At 64.5% G+C, this 20,724-nt stretch carries 20 protein-coding genes and 1 pseudogene; 11 read left to right on the top strand and 10 right to left on the bottom strand.

Annotated features, from left to right (window positions below; translation table 11 throughout):
• Positions 1-229 precede the first annotated feature (229 nt).
• Positions 230-1,330: a YeiH family protein gene (locus AB4Y43_RS03045; RefSeq protein WP_368727004.1), complete on the top strand. Its 1,101-nt coding sequence runs from the start codon at positions 230-232 to the stop codon at positions 1,328-1,330.
• A gap of 70 nt (positions 1,331-1,400) precedes the next feature.
• Here the strand turns inward: AB4Y43_RS03045 and AB4Y43_RS03040 are convergent, their stop codons facing one another.
• Together AB4Y43_RS03040 and AB4Y43_RS03035 are read right to left on the bottom strand one after the other, a co-directional pair.
• Positions 1,401-1,772, bottom strand: coding sequence for a DoxX family protein (locus AB4Y43_RS03040; RefSeq protein WP_368602415.1), 372 nt, complete (start codon positions 1,770-1,772; stop codon positions 1,401-1,403).
• Positions 1,773-1,851: 79 nt separating this feature from the next.
• Complete coding sequence (locus tag AB4Y43_RS03035) at positions 1,852-2,724, bottom strand: NmrA family NAD(P)-binding protein (RefSeq protein WP_368727003.1); 873 nt, start codon at positions 2,722-2,724, stop codon at positions 1,852-1,854.
• Positions 2,725-3,000: 276 nt separating this feature from the next.
• On the opposite strand from AB4Y43_RS03035, the gene AB4Y43_RS03030 reads away from it, so the two are divergent.
• From AB4Y43_RS03030 to AB4Y43_RS03005, 6 genes and pseudogenes are all read left to right on the top strand, one after another.
• Entirely contained in the window at positions 3,001-3,420 is a 420-nt protein-coding gene (locus AB4Y43_RS03030; RefSeq protein WP_069265879.1) for a helix-turn-helix domain-containing protein, read from the top strand.
• Positions 3,421-3,516: 96 nt separating this feature from the next.
• Positions 3,517-4,125, top strand: coding sequence for a TetR/AcrR family transcriptional regulator (locus tag AB4Y43_RS03025; RefSeq protein ID WP_368602417.1), 609 nt, complete (start codon positions 3,517-3,519; stop codon positions 4,123-4,125).
• 80 nt (positions 4,126-4,205) lie between these two features.
• Positions 4,206-4,409 (top strand): annotated as a pseudogene (locus tag AB4Y43_RS03020) (short-chain dehydrogenase/reductase); the annotation flags it as partial.
• 43 nt (positions 4,410-4,452) lie between these two features.
• Positions 4,453-5,454: an NADP-dependent oxidoreductase gene (locus AB4Y43_RS03015; RefSeq protein WP_368727042.1), complete on the top strand. Its 1,002-nt coding sequence runs from the start codon at positions 4,453-4,455 to the stop codon at positions 5,452-5,454.
• A gap of 400 nt (positions 5,455-5,854) precedes the next feature.
• The gene (locus AB4Y43_RS03010; protein ID WP_368610295.1) at positions 5,855-6,835 is read left to right on the top strand and encodes a helix-turn-helix domain-containing protein; all 981 of its coding nucleotides are present in this window, start codon (positions 5,855-5,857) and stop codon (positions 6,833-6,835) included.
• A gap of 160 nt (positions 6,836-6,995) precedes the next feature.
• Positions 6,996-7,295 (top strand): hypothetical protein, encoded by a 300-nt coding sequence (locus AB4Y43_RS03005; protein ID WP_069265882.1) that lies wholly within the window; start codon positions 6,996-6,998, stop codon positions 7,293-7,295.
• 12 nt (positions 7,296-7,307) lie between these two features.
• On the opposite strand, the gene AB4Y43_RS03000 is transcribed toward AB4Y43_RS03005, so the two are convergent.
• From AB4Y43_RS03000 to AB4Y43_RS02990, 3 genes are all read right to left on the bottom strand, one after another.
• Positions 7,308-8,855: a methyl-accepting chemotaxis protein gene (locus tag AB4Y43_RS03000; protein WP_342948995.1), complete on the bottom strand. Its 1,548-nt coding sequence runs from the start codon at positions 8,853-8,855 to the stop codon at positions 7,308-7,310.
• Positions 8,856-9,249: 394 nt separating this feature from the next.
• Positions 9,250-9,519, bottom strand: coding sequence for a hypothetical protein (locus AB4Y43_RS02995; protein ID WP_254315880.1), 270 nt, complete (start codon positions 9,517-9,519; stop codon positions 9,250-9,252).
• Positions 9,520-9,852: 333 nt separating this feature from the next.
• A complete protein-coding gene (locus tag AB4Y43_RS02990) occupies positions 9,853-10,704 on the bottom strand; it encodes an intradiol ring-cleavage dioxygenase (RefSeq protein ID WP_342948994.1) in 852 nt (283 codons plus the stop codon).
• A gap of 166 nt (positions 10,705-10,870) precedes the next feature.
• Between AB4Y43_RS02990 and AB4Y43_RS02985 the strand changes: the two genes are divergently transcribed.
• The gene (locus AB4Y43_RS02985; protein WP_368727002.1) at positions 10,871-11,227 is read left to right on the top strand and encodes a hypothetical protein; all 357 of its coding nucleotides are present in this window, start codon (positions 10,871-10,873) and stop codon (positions 11,225-11,227) included.
• Positions 11,228-11,304: 77 nt separating this feature from the next.
• On the opposite strand, the gene AB4Y43_RS02980 is transcribed toward AB4Y43_RS02985, so the two are convergent.
• The 5 genes from AB4Y43_RS02980 to AB4Y43_RS02960 all read right to left on the bottom strand — a co-directional run bounded on the left by AB4Y43_RS02980 (position 11,305) and on the right by AB4Y43_RS02960 (position 16,220).
• A complete protein-coding gene (locus AB4Y43_RS02980; RefSeq protein ID WP_256094804.1) occupies positions 11,305-11,763 on the bottom strand; it encodes a PRC-barrel domain-containing protein in 459 nt (152 codons plus the stop codon).
• A 235-nt stretch (positions 11,764-11,998) separates the two neighbouring features.
• Positions 11,999-12,937 carry a flagellar motor protein MotB gene (motB, locus tag AB4Y43_RS02975; protein ID WP_368727001.1) on the bottom strand — a complete coding sequence of 313 codons (939 nt, stop codon included), beginning with the start codon at positions 12,935-12,937 and terminating at the stop codon, positions 11,999-12,001.
• A gap of 10 nt (positions 12,938-12,947) precedes the next feature.
• Positions 12,948-13,817 carry a flagellar motor stator protein MotA gene (gene motA, locus AB4Y43_RS02970; protein WP_368727000.1) on the bottom strand — a complete coding sequence of 290 codons (870 nt, stop codon included), beginning with the start codon at positions 13,815-13,817 and terminating at the stop codon, positions 12,948-12,950.
• 43 nt (positions 13,818-13,860) lie between these two features.
• On the bottom strand, positions 13,861-15,813 hold the full coding sequence (locus AB4Y43_RS02965; protein WP_342948991.1) for an EAL domain-containing protein: 1,953 nt from the start codon (positions 15,811-15,813) through the stop codon (positions 13,861-13,863).
• A gap of 20 nt (positions 15,814-15,833) precedes the next feature.
• Entirely contained in the window at positions 15,834-16,220 is a 387-nt protein-coding gene (locus AB4Y43_RS02960) for a hypothetical protein (protein WP_368726999.1), read from the bottom strand.
• A gap of 285 nt (positions 16,221-16,505) precedes the next feature.
• On the opposite strand from AB4Y43_RS02960, the gene AB4Y43_RS02955 reads away from it, so the two are divergent.
• The 3 genes from AB4Y43_RS02955 (at position 16,506) to AB4Y43_RS02945 (ending at position 20,689) form a co-directional block, all read left to right on the top strand.
• Positions 16,506-18,413 carry a PAS domain S-box protein gene (locus tag AB4Y43_RS02955; RefSeq protein WP_342948989.1) on the top strand — a complete coding sequence of 636 codons (1,908 nt, stop codon included), beginning with the start codon at positions 16,506-16,508 and terminating at the stop codon, positions 18,411-18,413.
• Positions 18,414-18,755: 342 nt separating this feature from the next.
• Complete coding sequence (locus AB4Y43_RS02950) at positions 18,756-19,697, top strand: MurR/RpiR family transcriptional regulator (RefSeq protein ID WP_342948988.1); 942 nt, start codon at positions 18,756-18,758, stop codon at positions 19,695-19,697.
• Positions 19,694-20,689 carry an isoaspartyl peptidase/L-asparaginase gene (locus tag AB4Y43_RS02945; protein ID WP_342948987.1) on the top strand — a complete coding sequence of 332 codons (996 nt, stop codon included), beginning with the start codon at positions 19,694-19,696 and terminating at the stop codon, positions 20,687-20,689. Before AB4Y43_RS02950 ends, AB4Y43_RS02945 begins: the two co-directional genes overlap by 4 nt.
• Positions 20,690-20,724: the final 35 nt, after the last annotated feature.

The raw sequence follows: 20,724 nt of genomic DNA, 5'->3' as shown, positions 1-20,724 counted from the left end.
CACGAGACGGCCACGATGGTAGCGCCGTTTCATCCGCCATTAAAGGATGCCGCAAGTGCAACACCGTTTCCTGTGGGAAACGATCGCTGTGATCAGCCTGCAGGGGGCTGCCAGAACCTGGAGATGAGGTGGCATAACTCAAAGTCAGGCAACAGCTGCCTATTTTGTATTTTTCACGACACCGAACGACGCATAGCCTAGTCACTCCGTTTAACCGACTGGTGTCGAAATGTCGTCTCTTTCGCCGAATCGCCGAACATCCCGTAGCAAGTATGCGGTTGGGCCCTGTTACCTTATTGGACTGATTCCCGGTGTTGCGCTCTGTGCCGGCGTATGCCTGATCGCATGGCTGCTGCAAACGCTGCAAGCGCGTCTATTTGGTCATGTGTGGCTTGAATCGCTCGTGCTCGCGATCCTCGTTGGCGCGCTGGTCCGTATGATATGGACGCCGGGTGAGCGTTGGACAAGCGGGATTACGTTCAGCGCCAAAGCCTTGCTGGAAATCTCCGTCGTGCTGCTCGGCGTATCATTTAGCGCCGCCGCATTGCAGGCGACCGGCCTCAAGCTGCTGTCGGGCATCGTTGTGATCGTCATCGCGGCCATCCTGGCGAGTTACGGAACAGGACGCGCACTGAAGTTGCCGCGGCGCATGGCGGTCCTGATCGCGTGCGGAAATTCGATCTGCGGAAATTCAGCCATCGCAGCTGTTGCGCCCGTGATCGGCGCCAGCCGCGACGATGTCACTGCATCGATCGCCTTCACCGCGGTGCTTGGCGTTGCGGTTGTGCTTGGCTTGCCGCTGCTGTCTGCGGCTCTTCATCTGAACGCCGTGCAGTATGGGACATTGGCAGGTATGACCGTCTATGCGGTGCCACAGGTGCTTGCAGCGACCATACCCGTTTCACCCGTCAGTGTGCATATTGGCACGCTGGTTAAACTGGTGCGTGTGCTCATGCTCGGACCGGTGATGCTGCTCCTGTCCACGCTTCTGCCTGTACGTGCTGCGAACCCAGGTACGCCGGAGCCGGGCGACGGTACGACGATGCTGCCCGGCAAGGTTCGTCTGACGAAGCTGGTGCCATGGTTTATCGTCGGCTTCGTTCTCCTTTGCGCGGCTCGAGCGACGGGGATGATTCCCATGCCGCTTTTGCAGCCGGCGAGCGAGCTAGGCAGCGCGCTCACGGTTGTTTCAATGGCTGCTTTGGGTGTAGGTACCGATCTGCGTACCGTCGCAAAGGCAGGTCCGCGCGTCACGTCGGCGGTGATTCTTTCGATACTGGTGTTGGCGGCGATGAGTCTGGTTCTGATCCACCTAATGCGCATTGAGTGATGTTGCCGTTAAACGCCTCAGATAGACGTCATGTGGGAAGCTTCGAGCGAATCCTCCTGCTCCTGCTGGTTTAGGCCCGAGCCAAAGAACCGGTAGTGAGCCGCTCGCGCCAGGCAATCCAGCCCACAACAATCGATAGTGTCGCCGCGACAAGCGGCGCCACCCCGTGTCCGAATTCGCCGTGCACTGCGACGGTTGCCAGCGCGGCCAACATTACGGTGCAGCCGAGCGCCGAGCCCCACAGCCGCGTCCGTGGTCGCGCGAGCAGAAGGGCAGTCATGAGTTCCAGCGAACCGGTTACGAAATGGAACCACTGCGGATATCCCCACTTCAGGTACTCCTCAAAGATGGATCGCGGGGCGACGATGTTGCTGAGCGATCCGACGACGAAAAAAGCGGCAAGAACCAAAGGTAATACCTGGCGCCAGGAAATCTTGGACATTCGTTCTACCTTCTCTGTTGGGTGCACAGCCGAGGACTAGTGCGGCCGCCCGTTCGACGAGACGGCCGGTCTCCGTTGTTCATGCCGTATTGGCCTTGTAGGCCGCCGCAAAGACATCGCGAGGAGACGTCGTGCCCGCGATGTGCTCCGTACCCGCGACGCCGAGATCCATCCAGCCCGCGTTGACGGCGTCGAACATCGCTTCGGCGGGCCCGGTCTGTCCCCTCGGGACGCCGAACTGTTCGAACGCTGCTGGCCAGCCGGCACGCGGAATGGAAAGGGTCTTGACGTCGCGCTGCAAGACTTCGCCCAGTTGGGCCGCGACTTCGTCCGCGCTGACCATCGAGCCAAGCTCGACGACGCGATGCCCGGACCACGGCTGCCCGGTCAGCAGCGCCGCCACTTCGGCGCCGATATCGTCGGTCGCGACCATGGTCGACTTCCGACTCATCGGGTTGTAGTAGACAGGTAGCGTGCCGCTCTGGGCGACGTGCAGGCCGTAAAGGAAGTTTTCGAAAAACCCGCCGGCTCGCAAATAGGCGATCGGCAACGTCAGATCGCGTAGTCCTTGCTCGAGAAGCGACAGGGCCGTGATCATTCCCAGGCCGCTGGTTCTGTTCGCCCCCATCGACGAGAGCACGACCACCCGCGGCGGCGCTGCTCTGGTCAGCGCCTCGACGTAGTTCGCGATCACGCCCTTTGCTTCCCTGAAATCAGGCGAGGGTGCCCAGACAGCCGGCAACATGACAAATGCGCCGTCGACTCCATCGAGCGCCCTCTCCACGGTGGCCGCATCATTCCAGTCGCCGTCGACGAGTTCCACGCCCCGATCCGCCCAATTCGCCGCCTTCTCGCGATTGCGGACCAGCGCCCGTACTTGCCGGCCTTGCGCCAATAGATGTTGGGCCGTTGCGCCACCTGCGCGTCCGGTAATTCCCATTACCAAAATCATGTAGTTCTCCTGAAATTAAAATTGCCCTTAAATGCCAACTCTTCTGCGGCTACTGCTGGATGCGGTAATGGTGGAATCTTCGGCTTCCGCCTGCGACTCGACGCGCCGGCCCAGATGCCCGCCGGAGTCAGCTACGGAAGGCGGCCGGGAACAGGGTTTGACATTCGAGCTCCCTGTGGAGCAGTCTTTGTTTGAGGGTAGGTCTATCATAGAGACCAATGCCTCGCGCCGGAAGGAGGCAGTTTTTTGTTACCAGAGGAGTTTAGGGGAACCCGAATGAGCACTGTCCAGAAGGCGATCGAGAGATTCAGCCGTTATCAACGTGAACTGGGCGCCGCCCAGCCTGCACACTGCGCGATTCGCGACGTGCTCGACCGCATCGGCGACAAATGGAGCATGCTCATGATCATGGAGCTGGCGACGCGATCGCGGCGCTTCAGTGAGCTTCACCGGGCCATCCCTGACATTTCCAAGCGCATGCTTACCCAGACACTGCGCGATCTGGAGCGCGACGGACTCATCACCCGCCATGTTTTTCCCACCAGCCCACCCAGCGTGGAATATCGTCTGGCTCCGCTAGGCCAGTCCCTGTTGGACCCGATGGCGGCCCTCATCGATTGGGCCGATCGTCGTTATCCCGACATCCATGCCGCGCGCGTGCGCTTTGACGGCGCATCCGGTGACGTCCCGCGCTAGATGCTCGAGCCGATGCGAGGTCGTCGGTGCCAGAACGAACGTTCGGGTGATCCCAACCGAGATTGCTTCGTGCAGCAAATTGCGCTGAAGTGGTATATGATGACCATCATGCAGAAACCGTCATCCAATCGAAAACCGGCCAGCCGCAAGGAAATCACGCACGAGCGCATCGTCGAGGTTGCCGCCCGCGCGATTCGACGCAGTGGCTACGACGGGACGGGAGTGGCCGACATCATGAAGGAGGCTGGCCTGACACATGGCGGCTTCTACGCGCACTTTCCATCGCGGGAAGTGCTGCTTGCGGAAGCGGCCGACCGCGCCGGTGCCGAGGCCGTGGCATTGTCGGAGCAAATCGCCGCCTCCGTGCCGCAGGAGCAGGCATTGCCGTCGATGGTGCGCGCCTATCTGTCGAAGGAGCACCGTGACGCCATAGAAACGGGCTGCCCGGTCTCTGCCCTTGGCTCGGAGATGCCGCGTCAGGCGCCAGTCGTGCGTCGCGCGGCCACCCGCCGCATCAAGGAGATGATCGATGTCGTCGCGCGCCAATTGCCCGACTGGGGGCAGCCGGGCGCGCATGAGCAGGCACTTCTGACTGTTGCTACCATGGTCGGCACCATGGTGCTGGCGCGCGCCGTCGACGACCCCAAACTGTCGGATAGTCTTCTCGAAGCCGCACTGAATACATTCGCACCCGCTGATGAGTAATCCGTGTGCCCGGTATCGGCTTTCGTTGGATCAAAAATATGACGTCTATCATATTTTTGATCCAACGACCAGGCGCGCACGATCGGCGAGTCAAGGAGGTAGTCGAAAGCGCTGACGGTCCTGAGGTTGTGGCCGAAACCGTATTGCGGGCCGCTCTCGCGGCGCGCCCGAACCTCCGCTATGCGGCGGGCGGACTCGCCGGCCGTCTCCGATTGCTACGCAGATTTGCCCCTGTGGGCCTGGTGGACGCCGGCATTCGCAAGGACCTGCGGCTCACAGCGTAGATGATTCACGCAACAAGAAACTGGCAAGGAACAACGAACCATGATGAAGGCATTCGTCGTCTATCGATATGGACGCGAGAATGGCATACGAGCCGGCGAAATGCCGGATCCGGAACTGCGTGAGGACGACGTACTCATCCAGATTCACGCCGCTGGCGTGAACCCGCTTGATTCGAAGATCAGGGACGGAGAGTTCAAGCTTATTTTGCCCTACCGCTTGCCGCTGATTCTGGGCAACGACCTCGCTGGGACCATTGTCCGCGTCGGATCACACGTGAGGCGATTGAAACCGGGCGATGAGGTGTATGCGCGACCGCCCAAAGACCGGATCGGCACTTTCGCGGAATTCATCGCGATCACGGAAGACGCCGTGGCGCTCAAGCCCAAAGCGCTGAGTATGGAAGAAGCGGCTTCGATCCCGTTGGTGGGCCTGACTGCGTGGCAGGCGCTGGTCGAACGAGCACAACTGAAGAAAGGGCAGAAGGTGCTCATACACGCTGGCTCGGGCGGTGTCGGCACCTTCGCCATTCAGCTGGCGAAGCATCTGGGCGCAACCGTCGCGACGACAGCGAGCGCCGCGAATGCGGGATTGATGAAGCAACTCGGTGCGGACATCGTCATCGATTACAGGAAGGACGACTTTGCCGCTGTATTGAAAGACTATGACGTAGTGCTGGATACGCAGGGCGGAAAGACCCTCGAAAAATCATTGCAAGTGCTCAAGTCGGGTGGCAAGCTGATCGGAATCGCCGGTCCGCCCGATCCTGAATTTGCCAGGCAGATGGGTGCCGCCTGGTTCCTGAGAGCGGCGATGCACCTTCTAAGCTATCGCATCCGAAAGGCGGCAAGACGTCGGAATGTCGACTATTCATTCCTCTTTATGCGTGCCGACGGAGATCAGCTAACCCAGATAGCCGGGCTCTTCGACTCTGCTGCGATAAAGCCTGTGATCGATCGTATATTCCCGTTCGAGTCAACGCGAGAGGCTTTGGCTTATGTTGAAACCGGACGTGCTAAGGGTAAGGTCGTTATCAAGATTCGATAAAAGGAGGGATCTGTGTTGGCTTCCTGGCAGAGGCAACGGCCCTTGCTGGGGCGGTATTCACTTCGTGAACTTGAATACACCTTGTAACAGTCCGCAGCAGCACGGGTAGCCGATGCAATGAAGCGGGCTCATCGGACCTTCCTCCTCTTTGTCGAAGACGGCGCCGCGCGTTGTGCATTTCAGCCTTTCCGGGGCATCGAATGGCCGCCCGTCCAGCGCGCAGCAAGGCGGATTCCCCTTACTCGTTTTTCCTTGCGCCGCCTGCTCTAAAGAATTTGCGCGCGCAACCGATAGCCCAGTAGTCGAGTGGAGGTTGCCCATCCCGTAGTCATTACGCATACCAAGGTGGCCTATGAGCCCAACGCCGAATTCCCTGCCTCATTCCACGTTCGATACCAGCGTGCTGCCTCGCGACCAGCAGTTTTCCGCGTGGCGCGAGGCAGTGAGCGTGATTTTCGACACGCAGACCGCAGAATCGCGCGACGCGGGATTCGGCACCAGCGTGAGCGGCTATCTGGTCGGCGACGTGGTGCTGGGCTCGATACGCACGGGCGCGCAGCGCTACGACCGCTCGAACGCGAAGATCGGCCGTGACGGTCACGATCAATATGTTCTGCAGTTCTATCTAGGTGGCCACTGCCGGGCGCGCGACGGCGGCCCGGAAGCGTGTACGCAGCCGGGCGACATGTTCATCGTGGACGCGGCCCAACCGCTCGCGACCGACACCACGCAGAGCGAATTCCTTAACCTGGCGGTGCCGCGGCGCTTGCTCGCCCCTTTGCTGACTGCTCCCGACCAGCAGAGCATGCGTGTGATTCGCGGCACCGATCCCACGGTCGCGCTGCTGCGCGAGCATCTGGGTGCGCTTTACCGACATGCCCCGCAGTTGACGCTCACCCACGCCCAGGCCGTCATGCCCGCCACGCTTCAACTTGCGGCCAGCGCGCTCAACGCGAGCGTGAGCCCGGAACACTGGCCGGCTGTTCAGGAATGTGTGTTCGTATCGATCTGCCGCTATGTGGAGAAGCGCCTGACCGATCCGCAACTGAACGCGGAATTCGTAACGCGTGCATTCGACATGTCGCGCGCCACGCTTTACCGGCTATTCGAACAGGAGGGCGGTTTCGCGACTTATGTGCGCGAGCGCCGCTTGCGGCGCTGCCGCGAGATGCTCGCCGACCCGGCGCGACGCGGCATGTCGATTGCCGACATTGCCGCCGCACACGGATTCACCGACGCCGCGAATTTCACGCGCGCGTTTCGCCGTTCGATTGGTCTCTCGCCGCGCGCGGTACGCATGCTGGCGCTCAATGGCGAGACCGAACTGGCGAAAGAGTCCGGGGCGGACGACTGGCGCTACTGGATGGCCTTGATGCGTTGAGCATGAAACACGTGGGTCGTGCAAGCCGCATGTGAGACAAAACAACAAGTATTTGAGACATAGCGACAGATTTGGCCCCAGGCACTGCCGATTCATTGCCGCGTCATGCGCCGCCTGCAAAGATGCAGGCGCCTGCCAGATACGGGCAAACGGGGGAAACATGAAAAAGGCCCACAAAAAGCCGCGTCAAGGCGGCCTGTACTACTACGAAGCGGCGTATTCGCTCGAACTCGCGCGTGGCGCGTCGCATATTTCCAGCATGCTTTCGACGGCGACACAGGAAGGTGCCGTGCAGGAAGTGATGCGCGAATTCATTGCGACGCACGGCAGGACCGCGCTGGACGTGTTTAGCTGGCTGCTGGCCGAGCGGCTGGACAAGCGTGGCTGCGCTGCGGCTGCCATGAAGGCCCGGGACTTCGACGCGTCCCGCCGGATGCCCGCGTTGGCCTGCGCAAGCTGAGCCGCAAACGGCTCAGTGCGCGAGCCTGAACGCACCAACGGCGTCGCGCAGCGAGTCGGCCTGCTCGCTGAGCGCCATCGCGGCCGCGGCCGCTTCTTCCACGAGCGCCGCGTTCTGCTGTGAGACCTGGTCCATCTGCGAGACCGCGAGATTCACTTGCTCGATGCCGTCGCGCTGCTCTTCGGACGCGTTCGCGATCTCGTGCATGATGGTCGTCACGCGGCCAATGGACTCGCCGATCTCGTTCATCGTCTCGCCGGCCGAGCGCACATATTCCGAACCCGACGACACGTGCTCGACCGATTCGGCGATCAGCGTCTTGATCTCTTTGGCGGCCGCCGCCGAACGCTGTGCAAGCGAGCGCACCTCGCTCGCGACCACGGCGAAGCCGCGGCCCTGTTCGCCCGCGCGCGCGGCTTCCACCGCCGCGTTGAGCGCGAGGATATTGGTCTGGAAAGCAATGCCTTCGATGATGCCGGTGATATCGGCAATCTTCTGCGAGCTGCCGTCGATGCGCTCCATCGTCTGCACAGCGTTGCTCACGACTTGCGAGCCGCGATCGGCGACTTCCTGCGCGCTGTTGGCGAGCGTCTGCGCGGTGCGCGCGTTTTCGGCGTTCTGCTTGACCGTGGCGGTGAGCTGCTCCATGCTCGCGGCCGTTTCCTGCAGCGAGGCCGCCTGTTCTTCGGTGCGCTGCGAGAGGTCGTCGTTGCCGGCGGCGATCTGCCGCGTCGCCGTGGAAATGGACTCGGAGCTGTGGCTGACCTTGCGCACCGTGTGCGCGAGCGCGTCCTGCATGGCCTTGAGGCTCGCCACGAGGCGGCCCATTTCGTCGCTGGAACGCGTTTCGAGGTTGGCGGTCAGGTCGCCGTCCGCGATGCGCTGGAGCGCGCCCTGCACGTTCTCGAGCGGCGCGGCGATCGCACGGTGCAGTCCCGCGGCGCATACGCCCGCCACCGCGAGTCCGAGCACGATCAGCGCGAGGCTGCCGGCCCGCAGCCATGAATAGCGGTCCTGCGCGCGGTCGAACGCCTGCTCGCCGTGCGCCTTCTGCCATGCCTCGAGCGCGGTCGAGGCCTTGGTGAGCGCGACCGAGAGCGGCGGAATCTGCTTCATCGCGATGTCATCCTGAGCCTGGCGGTCGCCTTGCTTGATCGCGGCCATGAGCGGCTGGATGCCTTGCTCCAGCATGCCGGTGAGGGCGGCTTGAACGCCGTCGGCGAGCGCCTGCTCTTCGGGAGCGTGCGGCAGCGAGCGGTAGACCTCCCAGGCCTTGTTCGAGGTGTCGACATAGTTCTGCGCCTTGTCGAGCAACGGCTGAATGTCGGGCGCGTCGGGGTGCAGGAGTATGCGGTCGAGCGTCGTGCGCGCGATCGTCAGATTCAGGTTGGCCTTGCCGATGTTGATGGCGGCGACCAACTGGTTCGAATAGGCATAGCCGAGCGCCGTATTGGTGCGCGACATGCCCGCAAGGCCGGAAACGCCGGCTGCCACGATCAGCAAGGCCAGCACTCCGACCGCGATGCGCAGACGGACAGAGATAGAGAGTCGTGCAAACACGAAGAGGGCTCCAGAACGCGAGGGGCTACGTAGCAGAAAAACGATCGTGCTTTGCGCGTGAGACGGCAAAGCACTGAACATGTTTACGGCGCTGGGCGAGGGAACTGAAGGTCGGCGCTGGAACCGTTGCGCAATGGTGGTTTTCCCCAGTCAATCGGGGAAAATTGCACGCGCCTCAGTGCGCCGCGGAGCTACCCAGTATGCGCTGACGAACTCTCAGTCGCCGCTGATGGCATTTCGACGACCGGGCGGTTGTCCGTTCAGTCGGTTGTCGTGGGGCACGACGCGACGAAGCCGCTGGTTGCCGTTGGTCACTCGGCCACGTTGACGAACGAGCAGGGCATGGATGGCGTCGTCGTGTTGCAGTGCCAGTGAGGCGCCTGGGCACGGCATTTTAGCTGCGCCCCGAATGCCTCAGGCGCTTGAGCACGAGCACGCAGAGCGCCGGCAAATGCACGACGCCCATGCCACACGCAATCACCGCCCACGGCGGCGCGATCGTGCCGGACATCATCGCGCCGACCACGCCGAAGCACAGGCCGGCCAGCAACAGCGTGGCGTGGGCGATGAGGCGCTTCGGGCCGCGCTCGGTGAAGCGCGGAATGTTCGCGTGGACATACACGACGATCAGCAGGGCGGCGGTGGCAACGGCGGGGAACAGCATATTCGAATCCTCGATTCCAGCAGTGATGACGGTAAAGTCTTCGACTGTAGTAGAGGAATGCCGTTGCGTCGATGGCTAGCGGGTTGCGGAAGGGGTTAGCACCACACCACGCTGTCGTATGCCACGGTACGGCGATACACGTTCTTGCCGCGCCAGCTGGAAAACTCCATATACGCGCATTCCAGCACCAGAATCCAGTTCGTGACCCGCATCGCCGCCCCCAAAGGTGTTCCCGGTTGTTCGTTCGACTGCGAGACCAGTCTATGACCCGGGAGCGGCGGACAATGCGGCGAGCAAGGCGCGATATCGCGTCCAGTTCGCCGCATTGCCGGATCAGGCGGGCGCCGCGAGCGGCACAAGCACGAAGTCGAACGTGGAGCGCCAGGGCGTGGCGCTGTCTGCCACCCGCTCGTACGGCGCGACGAGCGATGCTTTCACGCCGAACACAGCGTCCGACTGCAGGTAGGGATCGTCGCCCACGAAGGTATGCGTGACGACCTTCTGGAAGCCCGGCGCGGTGATGAGGAAATGCATGTGCGCGGGACGGTAGGGGTGGCGGCCGAGGTTTGCGAGCATCTTGCCCACCGGGCCGTCGTGCGGGATCGGGTACGAGACCGGCTTGATGCCGACGAAGCGATAGGCGCCGTCCGCGCCGGTCGTGAAGATGCCGCGGTTGTTCCACCTGGGCTGCACGCCGGGCTGCTGCACGTCGTAGTAGCCGTCGGCGTTGTCGGACCACACGTCGATGCGCGCGCCCTCCACCGGACGGCCTTCGAGATCGAGCACGCGGCCTTCGAACAGGCAGCGCTCGCCCTTGCCGTCGGCGGTGATGCACGCGCCCATCTCGTGCTCCGGCGCGCCGGCCACGTGGAACGGGCCGAACACGGTGTTTTCGGTGGCTGCGTCCGGGCGGCGGTTGTTGATGGCGTCCACGAGCATGGAAAACCCTAGTGTGTCCGAGAGCAGGATGAACTCCTGGCGCTCGGCGCTGCAGAGCTGGCCCGCCGTAGTGAGGAAGTCGATGGCGGTTTCCCATTCCGGCTGCGTGAGCTGCACTTCTTTCGCGAATGCGTGCAGATGGCGCACGAGCGCGCTCATCACCTCGCGCAGACGCTCGTCGGCGTTTTCGCCGATACGCGCATTGACGGCCTCGGCGGAGGCGGCTTCGCTGAAGAACTGGGTCATGGTTTGGGGTTACCTGTAGGGTTGCCAGGCGTTACTCGGTGTTGCCTCGTGTTCTCTGATCGCAGTGACATCGACGTCGTGCTGTAACAGCGCGTATTGTGCGCCTGTCGCCATCGGGAACCAAAATCTGGTCCAATGAGCCGATTCGATCAGCCGTGCCCCCTTCATGATGGGCCGCAGTTTCCTGTGCAATCCGCTGTTCGATGGACGCTTTCGCGCTCGCAATCTGCGCATTTTCGAGGAAGACCACGCCGTGCTGCGGCGCATCCGGCCGGTTCGCGTCCCGGAGAGTTGGCAGAACGAGGTGTCGGTGAAGTCGGATGCCTTGCAGATCGCGTTCAGGCAGCGCGTGCGGGCGCTGGCGGAGGACGGCTGGAGCGTGCCGGAGGCGTCGCAGGCGAGCCGCGTGGCCACGGTGATTGCCTGCCCGATGCGGCGCACGGTGGACACGTGGGCGTTGGAGGCGGCCGAGCCCCGCGAGGCACCGCCAATCGCCGCGAACACCGGGACCACGCCGCGCTGAACGCCGGCGCGCTCGATGCGATGCGCGGCTCCGAACGGCCGCTCACCCGCTCGGAGCCGTGTGCTGGACGACTACGCTCAGTGACGCGGCGTCACCGGCTCGACCGCGGCCCAGTAAGGCTCGGCGCCGTAGTACGCGTGCAGCGTGCTGCCCCAGCTCGCGTCGGCCATGGAGGGCCAGCTGTCCCGGTCGAAGCCCGGCGCTTCCTTCACGCGCTCGGACGAGACGTTGAGCAGGAAGCACTTGCGGCTCGTGTCGAGCATGAGCGCGCTCCAGGGGATGGCGAGCAGCTTGTCGCCGATGCCGAGAAAGCCGCCGCTCGACATCACCACGTAGGCTACGCGGCCGCTCTGCACGTCGAGCATGATTTCCTTGATCTTGCCGACTTCCTGGCCGTCCGAGCTCAGCACGCGGTCGCTGTCGAGCGTGCTGGCGGCCATCACGTCGGGGCCCGGCCCCGCGGCGCTCACGCGGCCCTTGCCGACGATGCGCACGCCATTGCCAGTTGGCATGGGCGGAGGAATGAAGGTGGGCATGCTGGTCTCCAGATATGAAGGGAACAATGTTGAGTCCGGCCAGACTCCCGACGATTCCCGTATCAGGCGGCAGGCGATGCCGCGGCGGTTCTGGCCGCCTGTCGCGAGATGCAGCAAGCGGCGTACCGCGGTCCCGCCCCTCGATTCGATGCGCCGGCGCGAGGCGCATCTGGGGCGTTCCTGCCTATCTGGAGACCCGCTCTGGAGACCCACTGCGGGTCGCGCCGTCGATGCCTTACGAAGCCGGCGCGGCCGCCTTTTGCGGGGTGTCCACGTCGTAGCGTTTGGCCTGCTCGAAGAACGCGCGTTCGGCGGCCTTGTTCATCACCAGAATGCTGATGCGCCGGTTCAGCGGGCTGTCCGCCGTGTCGTGGTCGAGCGGCAGGACGTCCGCGAGGCCGCGTACCTGGAGCAGTTTCTCCTCGCTCAGGTGGCCGGCCACCAGTGCGCGGCGCGCGGCGTTGGCGCGCTCGCTCGAAAGCTCCCAGTTCGAGTAGCCGGCGACGCCGCCCGAGTAGGGCACCGAGTCGGTGTGCCCAGCGATCGACACGCCGCTGTCCACGTCGTTCAGCGCGCTGCCGATCTGCACGAGGATCTCGTACGCGTAGTCCTCGAGCCTGGCGCTGCCGGTCGCGAACATGGGGCGTTTGAGCGAATCGACCAGCTCGATGCGCAGGCCTTCGTCCGTGATCGACATGCGGATCTGGTCGCGGTACGCGCGCAGCTCCGGCCTGCGCTCGATGAGCGCCGAGAGTTTTTCCTTGAGCTGCGAAAGGCGCGACTTGTCGACCGCTTCCACGGGTACGGCGTGCGACGGCGTGGGCTGCGCGTTCGAGCCGCCCACGGCCGGCGTCTTGCTCGACAGGTCACGGCCGCCGCCTTGCACCACGCTCGGGTTGGGGTTCGCGGCGTCGGGCTTGCTGCCGAGCATGGCCGAAAGCGGCGTGTTGAAATACTTCTCGATGCCGTCGCGGTCGTACTGCGACGTCGAGCCGAGCAGCCACATCAAGAGGAAAAACGCCATCATCGCGGTCACGAAGTCGGCGTAGGCGATCTTCCATGCGCCGCCATGGTGACCCTCGTGGCCGCCTTTCTTCACGCGGCGCACCACCAGCGTGGTCTTGCTGCTCTCGGTGTCTCGCGCGGCGCGCGAGCCTGGAGTACGTTCGGCCATCTCTGGACTCCTAAGCGGCCTTCGGCGTCCTGGTGGCGCGCACCGCTTCGTCGAGCTCCTGGAAGCTCGGGCGGTCGGCGGTGAACAGCACCTTGCGGCCGAATTCCACGGCCACGGGCGGCGCGTAGCCGGCGAGCGACGCGAGCAGCACGGCCTTCACGCACTGAAACGGCTTGCTGGCGGCGCGGCCCTTGGCGTTGAGCAGGTCGGCGATCGGACCGACGAAGCCATAGGCGAGCAGAATGCCGAGGAACGTGCCCACGAGCGCGCCCGCGATCATCTCGCCGAGCACGGCCGGCGGCTTGCCGACCGAGCCCATCGTATGCACCACGCCCATCACGGCGGCCACGATGCCGAAGGCGGGCAGGCCGTCGGCCATCTTCTGGATCGCGTTGGGCGCAATCGACACCTCCGAGTGATGCGTGTCGAGTTCTTCGTCCATGAGGTCCTGCATTTCCAAGGGATTTACGTTGCCGCTCGACATCATGCGCAGATAGTCGACGATGAAGTCGAGCAGATGATGGTCGTCGAGCACGCGTGCGTACTTCTGAAAAATCGGGCTGTTCTCGGGCGCTTCGATGTCGGCTTCGAGCGCCATCATGCCTTCCTTGCGCGCCTTTTGCAGCAGCTCGTAGAGGAGGGCGATCAGCTCCAGGTATTGCGCCTTCGTGTAGCCGCCGCCCTTGAAGCAGGTGGGCAGCGCCTTGAGCGTCTTGCCGAGCGTGGCGGTGGGGTTGCTCACCACGAACGCGCCCAGCGCCGCGCCGAAAATGCACAGGAGTTCGAATGGTTGAACGAGCGCGGGCAGGTGCCCCCCCACGCCCACGAAGCTCCCGATCACGGATCCGAGCACGACGATCCAGCCAATTGCTACAAACATGATGTCTACCTTTTCTTTCTCAAAGTACTACGGGTCAATCTGGTCAGGCCGGCTCGACGAGACGCTTGGGCCGCGCCTCGTTCGCCGCACGATCCACGTTGAGCAAAGCGTCGATTTCACGCGCCGCCATCGCCTTGCCGAAGAAATAGCCCTGCGCGTAGTCGCAGCCCTTCGCCGCCAGCGTGCGCGCGAGTTCAGCGGTCTCCACGCCCTCGGCCACGGTGCTCATGCCCAGGTTCGAGGAGAGCGCGATGATCGCGTCGACGATCTTGACGCTCTCGTTGCACGAGGACATCGAGAGCACGAAGGAGCGGTCGATCTTCAGCTTGTCCACCTTCAGCTCGCGCAGGTGCTGCAGGCTCGAATAGCCGGTGCCGAAGTCGTCGAGCGACATGCGCAGCCCCGCGTTGCGGAAGTCCGCGAGCACGGCGCGCGCCGCGTCGAAGTCGTACATCAGCGCCGATTCGGTGATCTCGATCTCCATGCGCTCGGGCGGCATGCCCTCGTCGGCGAGGATCCTGAGCAGCAGCGCCGCGAGTTGCGTGTCCTTGAACTGCGCGGGCGAGAGATTGAGCGCGAGGTGGTAGCGCGAGGGCCAGCCCAGCGCGTCGCGGCACGCGCGCCGCAGGATCGAAGCCGTGAACGCGGGCGAAATGCCCATCTGCTCGATGAGCGGCACGAACACCTCGGGCGAGATCCAGCCGCGCTGCTCGTGATGCCAGCGCGCGAGAATCTCGAAGCCGGTGGTCTGCCCGTCGGCGAGGCGCACGAGCGGCTGGTAGAACGGCCGAATCTCGCCGCCCGCGAGCGCGCGGCGCAGGTCCGATTCGAGCGAGGCCTGCAGGCGCAGCTCGTCGTCCATCTTCTGTTCGAAGAAGCGGTACGTGCCCTTGCCTTCGCATTTGGCGCGGTACATGGCGATATCGGCGGCGCGCAGCAGCGCGTCCGGGTCGCCGCCGTCGCGCGGGCAGCATGCGATGCCGATGCTCGCGTCCACGTTGATGCGCAGCTTGCCGATGTCGATGGGCGCGCGCGTGGCGGCAAGCAGGCGCTGCGCCAGCTCGCTCGCGGCCTCGATGTGGTCGTCGCGGTGCACGCGGGCGAGCACGGCGAACTCGTCGCCGCCCAGGCGCGCAACGGTGTCGCCGTCACGCACCACGCGACGCAGACGCGCGGCAATCTCGCACAGTACCGTGTCGCCCGCGGCGTGACCGTGAAAGTCATTCACGGGCTTGAAGCGGTCGAGGTCGATCACGAACACGAGGTAATCGGGCGAGCGGTGCTGCGTGCGCTCCAGCGCCGCGCTCATCTCCGCCGCGAGCAGACGCCGGTTGGGCAGGCCCGTGAGCGGGTCGTGGCGCGCCAGCGCCTGGGCATGGGCCTCGGCGGCGCGCGTGGCTTCGTGGGCGAGATGCAGCTCGCGGGACTTCTCGCACAACGTATCGAAGGCATGCGCCATCGCGCCGATCTCGTCGGTGCGGTTCATGTCGGGCAATGCGCGCATGTCTTCGCCGTGCGCGAGGCGCACGAGCGAATCGGTCAAGGTATGCAGCGGACGCAGCAGCGTACGCTCGAGGTAGTGCAGCAGCACGAGGCCAAAGGCGAGCGTGGCGAGCGCGATCGCGAAGGCGGCTTCGAGTGTGTGATGCACGCGCAGGATGCCGCGCTGGACCTGGTTGTGCAGCCGCTCGACCGCGAGTTCGCGCGGCGCGGCGGAGACGGCTTGCCTCGGTGGTGCTTCGGTTTCCTGCCCGGCGCTTTCATCGTGCCAGCTCGTATCCACGCGTTCGAAGGCGTGGCCAAACGCGATCAACTGGCTCGCAAGCAGTGTGGTTTGCGTGGCGAACAATGCAAAGAACAGGCCGATGAAAAACTTCGTGCGTGCGCGGATCGAGGCGCGCAACGTTGCGCGCGCACGCACTAACCAGGGAAGCGCCGCTGAGGGATTCAAGGCAGCGGCGGGACCGGGCATGGCCGCCACGGTTTCCTGTCTCATGTCTCGATGTCCGTGTGGCATTAGATTCTGCGTGTGCGCAACTGCGCCGCGAGGCGGCGCACGGCGTAGTGACACGACGTGCCGGTCTGCTCATGAGCGCTGCGTAACGGCGCTCGGCGCGCACGCGGCGCGGCGCTCATGCGCGCGCCGGCGCCGCGGCCGGCGGCAATACGCGCTGCGGTGGCGATGCGGGTAGTCTGTTTCAGTCGCAGGGTTTGCGCGAGGGTTCTCATGGTGACACCGGAAGGGTGGAGCTTTGCCCTTTTTACGGCCTTGAAAAAGCGTTGCTGAAGTCGCCAGACAAGTTTTTTTTGAGGGCTTGATCGATTTCGCAACGCGTTAACGAACCGGTTAAAAACCGCCTGTAATTCGGATATCGAAGTAATTAGACCGCTGTGACATTTCATGCAGAAAGTGCGCAACGTCCGTTGGGCCGGGCTACGCGAGCAGCGCGGGTGTGACGGCCGTGTCGCTCGATGATTGCGCGACCACGCGTATACCGAACGTTCGTGCGCTTATATTGCGATTCCTGCATAAGGGAAATGCCTGGCGCGCAAGGGTGGCGCGATAGGCGCGGTGTGGGCATTCCCCACGCTTCAGTTTTCGCTTGATCCGGCCGTAAACCCAGGTGAGGCGCGCCGGTGCGGAAAGCGCCACGCAAACCGTATCCGTCCTGCCGGGCCCCCCACACGATGATCACTGCTCCGCTTCCTCTGGATGAGGACGTCCGCCTTCGGGCGCTGCGGCAACTCGACATACTCGACACCGATCCCGAAGAGGCGTTCGATCGCATCTCGCGGCTCGCCGCCTTCGCGTTCGACATGCCGATCGTGCTGATCTCGCTCGTGGACGAAGACCGCCAATGGTTCAAGTCGCACCACGGGCTGGCCGCGTGCGAAACGCCGCGCAGCGTGTCGTTCTGCGCGCACGCCGTGCTGAGCAAGCGCATGCTCGTGGTGGAAGACGCGCTCGACGACGAGCGCTTTCTCGACAATCCGCTTGTCACGGGCGCGCCGAACATCCGCTTCTATGCAGGTTCGCCGCTGTGCCTCGCCGACGGCCAGGTGGTCGGCACACTGTGCCTGATCGACGAAAAGCCGCGCACGTTCGACGCGGCCCAGGCCGCCATGCTCGCGGATTTCGCGCATCTCGTCGAGCGCGAGCTGGAATTGCGCCGGCAGTTGAACCGCTCGCGCACGGCGCACGAGCGCGACCGCCGTTCGCTCGCCATCAGCGAGGCGCGTTTTCGGACCGTGTTCCAGCAAACGCCGATCGGCAAGGCCGTGGTCGATCTCGACGGCCGCTTTCTCGACGTGAACCAGAAGTTCTCGGAGATCATCGGCTACGAGGAGAGCGAACTGCGCCGCCGCACGTTCGCCTCGGTCACGCACCCGGCCGACATTGCCGCCGATCTCGCGCAAGTGGCCGAGCTGCTCGCGGGCCGCCAGGCCACGTATGCGATCGAAAAGCGCTATCTGCGGCGCGACGGCCAGGCTGTGTGGGTCAATCTCGCGGTGTCGCTCGTGCGCGACGTGTCGGGCACGCCGCTGCATTTCATCGCGGCGGTGCAGGACATTACGAGCCGCAAGAAGAGCGAAGAGGCATTGCGCAACTATCACGTCGAGCTCGAAGAGCGCGTGCGCGAACGCACGGGAGAGCTGCGGCGCAGCCGCGACGCGCTGCAGACCATCACCGACAACGTGCCGGCGCTCATCGCCGTGGTCGATCGCGATCTGTGCTACCAGTTCAACAACGAGACGTTCAAGCGCGTTTTCGGCGCGGAGCCGGCGGCGCTGCGCGGACGCAGCCTGAGCGAGACGCTGCGCCCCGAAGTGTTCGAGCAGTTGCAGCCGCTCTTTGCGCGCGCGCTGGCCGGTGAACGCGTGACCTGCGACGAGGTGCGGTATCGGGCCGATGCCGACCGCGTGTGGTCGGCCACCTACATTCCGGCCAAGCGCGAAGGCAAGGTGACGGGCTTCTACGTGATGGCGCACGACGTGACCGAGCAGCGCCGCACCGAGCAACGCCTGCGCGAGGGCGCGCTGATCGACCCGCTCACGGGGCTCGCGAACCGGCGCGCGCTGCAGGAGACGCTGCGCGAACTGCGCACGAGCGGTGAGCCCTTCGCACTCTTCTTCATGGACATGGACGGCTTCAAGTCCATCAACGACCGTCACGGCCACGACGTGGGCGACGCTTTGCTCAGGGAGGTCGCGCGCAGGCTCGTCGCCACCGTGCGCACGGGCGACGTGGTGAGCCGCCTGGGCGGCGACGAATTCGTGGTGGCGAGCCGCGGCGTGAGCGACGCGCGCACCGGCGAGCGCATCGCAGCGGCCATTTGCCGTGAAGTGTCGAAGGCGTTCATCGTCGCGGGCCGCGTGATCGAGACGAGCGCGAGCGTGGGCGTCGTGCTGACGGGCGTGACAGGCGCGGCCGGTGTGGTGGATGCAACGAGCGCGATGCTCTCGACCGAAGCCGGGAACAGGGCGCTGGCCGACGATGCGCTGTGTCTCGCCGATGCGGCCATGTACGAAGCGAAGCGCGCGGGGCGCAACACGTGGCGGTTGGCGCCGAGCGCTGAAGCGATGGTGGCGTCGTGAAGCTGCACGCTCCGTTCTCATGTGACTGATTCGATTGCCGCTAGCGTCTGGCTGTCGGCAAGTGCGGCGCCACTCTCCACGTGTAGCCGCGCCTTATCTCGCCTGCGGGCGAAATGCTTTCCGGCATCCGCCCCTGCCGGCTTCTCGTTCGAGGTTCCAGCAACGTGTTCGGCGCCCGCAGCTTCGCTCCTCGTTGCGCCCGATCAAGCCAAGTTCTCCCGCGTTTTGCTCGAATAGGGTAAACCCCGGGCGCGATGAAAATTAATTTTCACTAAGATCCGCCCATGTAATTTCATTTACGGCATGTGCCGTTCCCCTCAGCGTCCCGACTCCCGTTCACGTATGCCAACCCGACCGTCGACTCCCGACACGCCCGAAGCCGAGATCGTCGCGCGCATCACCGCCGCGATGCCCGTTCTCACACCGGGCCACCGGCGCATGGCCGAGTATGTGCTCGCAAACCTGTTCCATGCCGCGACCATGCGCATCGACGAACTGGCGGACGCGGTGGGCGCTTCGGTGGCCACGGCCAACCGCTTTGCGCGCTCGCTCGGGTTCGACGGCTATCCGCAGTTTCGCGAGGCGCTCGTGCGCGGCTTCGAGGCCACGCTCGCGCCGGTCGAGCGGCTGCGCAGCGCGCAGGAATCGCCGACCAGCGGCGCCGAGCTATTCGGCGCCTCGCTGGAGCAGGCCGAGTCGAACCTGCGTTTGTCGCGCCAGTCGATCGACAGCGCAGCGGCTGCCGCAGCCGTGGACGCGATTCTCTCTGCGCGCCGCGTCTACATAATCGGCTCGGGCACGAGCGCGTTTCTCGCCGGACTCATGGAGAACGCCCTGCTGCCGTATCTCGACAACGTGCAGGCGCTCGCCTCGGTCGGCGGCCCCACGCATTCGGCGCGCAGGCTGCTCGGCGCGAACAAGGACGATCTGGTGATCGGCATCGCGTTTCCGCGCTACGTGGACGACACGATCAAGCTCTCGCGCCACGCCGCGAAGCTGGGCGCGCGCGTGCTCGCGCTCACCGACAGCATCGACTCGCCGCTCGCGCGCTTCGCCGATCTCACGCTGCCGATCCGTTCCGAACGTCGCCTTGCGGCGAACTCGGAAGCCGCGGTGCTGGCCGTCATCGAAGCGCTTTGCGACGCCGTGGCGTTGCGCGCGAAGGATTCCGTCGTCGCTGCGGCGGCCATCACCGAATCGGTGCTGCCGTGGCTCACTTCGGCCCCGGCGCAGGCGTCTGTCGCGCCAGCCGCTCCGTCTTCCCCAACGAAAAAGAAGTCATGAAATCGAACGCAGTCATTGCCATTCACGGCGGCGCCGGCACGATCCTGCGCGCATCGATGGCGCCCGAAGTCGAAACCCAGTATCTCGACGCGCTGAGCGGCATTCTCGCGGCTGGCCAGCGCATCCTCTCGGAAGGCGGCAGCGCGCTCGACGCCGTCGAAGAAGCGGTGCGCCTGCTCGAAGACTGTCCGCTATTCAACGCGGGCCACGGCGCGGTGTTCACGTCCGCGGGCACGCATGAACTCGACGCCTCGATCATGGACGGCCGTACGCTCGAAGCGGGCGCCGTGTGCTGCGTCACGCGCGTGCGCAATCCGGTGCTGGCGGCGCGCCGCGTGCTGGAGCAGAGCGAACACGTGCTGTTCACGGGCGAAGGCGCGGAAGCGTTTGCAGCGGCCCAGGGCCTCGGATTTGTCGATTCCTCCTACTTCCACACCGATGCGCGCTACCGCCAGTGGCAGCTCGCCCGCGGCGAAGCGCGCGCGATGCTCGATCACGACGGGGCAACGCTCGAAGCAAAGGCAGCTGCAAACGCATCGGCGGACAGCCTGCCGCACGAGCCGATCGACCCGAACCGCAAGTTCGGCACGGTGGGCGCGGTGGCGCTCGACGCGCACGGCCACGTCGCGGCGGCGACTTCGACGGGCGGCATTACGAACAAGCAGGTGGGCCGCGTGGGCGACGCGCCGCTGATCGGTGCGGGCTGCTATGCCGACGACGCCACCTGTGCGGTGTCCACCACGGGATCGGGCGAAATGTTCATGCGCATGGTCGCGGCCTACGACGTGGCGGCGCAAATGAAATATCGCGGTGTTTCGCTCTCCGAAGCAGCCACGAACGTCGTGATGGAGCAGTTGCCGCGCATCGACGGCCGCGGCGGCCTGATCGCCGTGGATGCACAAGGCAACGTGGTCCTGCCGTTCAATACCGAAGGTATGTACCGTGGCTACGCGCGCGTGGGCGAAGCGCCCGTTGCGTCGATCTACGCTTAAGCGGCGCATCGTTTTGCGCACCAAACGAAGGAATC

This window comes from Paraburkholderia sp. BR10872 (assembly GCF_040965835.1).
Taxonomy (GTDB): Bacteria; Pseudomonadota; Gammaproteobacteria; order Burkholderiales; family Burkholderiaceae; genus Paraburkholderia; species Paraburkholderia nodosa_A.
The sequence above is the reverse complement of the archived record's forward strand: the minus strand, read 5'-3'. Positions and strand labels throughout refer to the sequence as shown.

Coding starts and splice junctions, on each gene's coding strand:
- AB4Y43_RS03025 (WP_368602417.1), top strand. CDS start 3,517: ATGATGACCATCATGCAGAAACCGTCATCCAATCGAAAACCGGCCAGC.
- AB4Y43_RS03035 (WP_368727003.1), bottom strand. CDS start 2,724: ATGATTTTGGTAATGGGAATTACCGGACGCGCAGGTGGCGCAACGGCC.
- motA (WP_368727000.1), bottom strand. CDS start 13,817: ATGTTTGTAGCAATTGGCTGGATCGTCGTGCTCGGATCCGTGATCGGG.
- AB4Y43_RS02990 (WP_342948994.1), bottom strand. CDS start 10,704: ATGACCCAGTTCTTCAGCGAAGCCGCCTCCGCCGAGGCCGTCAATGCG.
- AB4Y43_RS03040 (WP_368602415.1), bottom strand. CDS start 1,772: ATGTCCAAGATTTCCTGGCGCCAGGTATTACCTTTGGTTCTTGCCGCT.
- AB4Y43_RS03015 (WP_368727042.1), top strand. CDS start 4,453: ATGAAGGCATTCGTCGTCTATCGATATGGACGCGAGAATGGCATACGA.
- AB4Y43_RS02985 (WP_368727002.1), top strand. CDS start 10,871: ATGATGGGCCGCAGTTTCCTGTGCAATCCGCTGTTCGATGGACGCTTT.
- AB4Y43_RS03045 (WP_368727004.1), top strand. CDS start 230: ATGTCGTCTCTTTCGCCGAATCGCCGAACATCCCGTAGCAAGTATGCG.
- AB4Y43_RS02965 (WP_342948991.1), bottom strand. CDS start 15,813: ATGAGACAGGAAACCGTGGCGGCCATGCCCGGTCCCGCCGCTGCCTTG.
- AB4Y43_RS02995 (WP_254315880.1), bottom strand. CDS start 9,519: ATGCTGTTCCCCGCCGTTGCCACCGCCGCCCTGCTGATCGTCGTGTAT.
- AB4Y43_RS03005 (WP_069265882.1), top strand. CDS start 6,996: ATGAAAAAGGCCCACAAAAAGCCGCGTCAAGGCGGCCTGTACTACTAC.
- AB4Y43_RS02960 (WP_368726999.1), bottom strand. CDS start 16,220: ATGAAATGTCACAGCGGTCTAATTACTTCGATATCCGAATTACAGGCG.
- AB4Y43_RS02955 (WP_342948989.1), top strand. CDS start 16,506: ATGATCACTGCTCCGCTTCCTCTGGATGAGGACGTCCGCCTTCGGGCG.
- AB4Y43_RS02945 (WP_342948987.1), top strand. CDS start 19,694: ATGAAATCGAACGCAGTCATTGCCATTCACGGCGGCGCCGGCACGATC.
- motB (WP_368727001.1), bottom strand. CDS start 12,937: ATGGCCGAACGTACTCCAGGCTCGCGCGCCGCGCGAGACACCGAGAGC.
- AB4Y43_RS03030 (WP_069265879.1), top strand. CDS start 3,001: ATGAGCACTGTCCAGAAGGCGATCGAGAGATTCAGCCGTTATCAACGT.
- AB4Y43_RS02980 (WP_256094804.1), bottom strand. CDS start 11,763: ATGCCCACCTTCATTCCTCCGCCCATGCCAACTGGCAATGGCGTGCGC.
- AB4Y43_RS02950 (WP_342948988.1), top strand. CDS start 18,756: ATGCCAACCCGACCGTCGACTCCCGACACGCCCGAAGCCGAGATCGTC.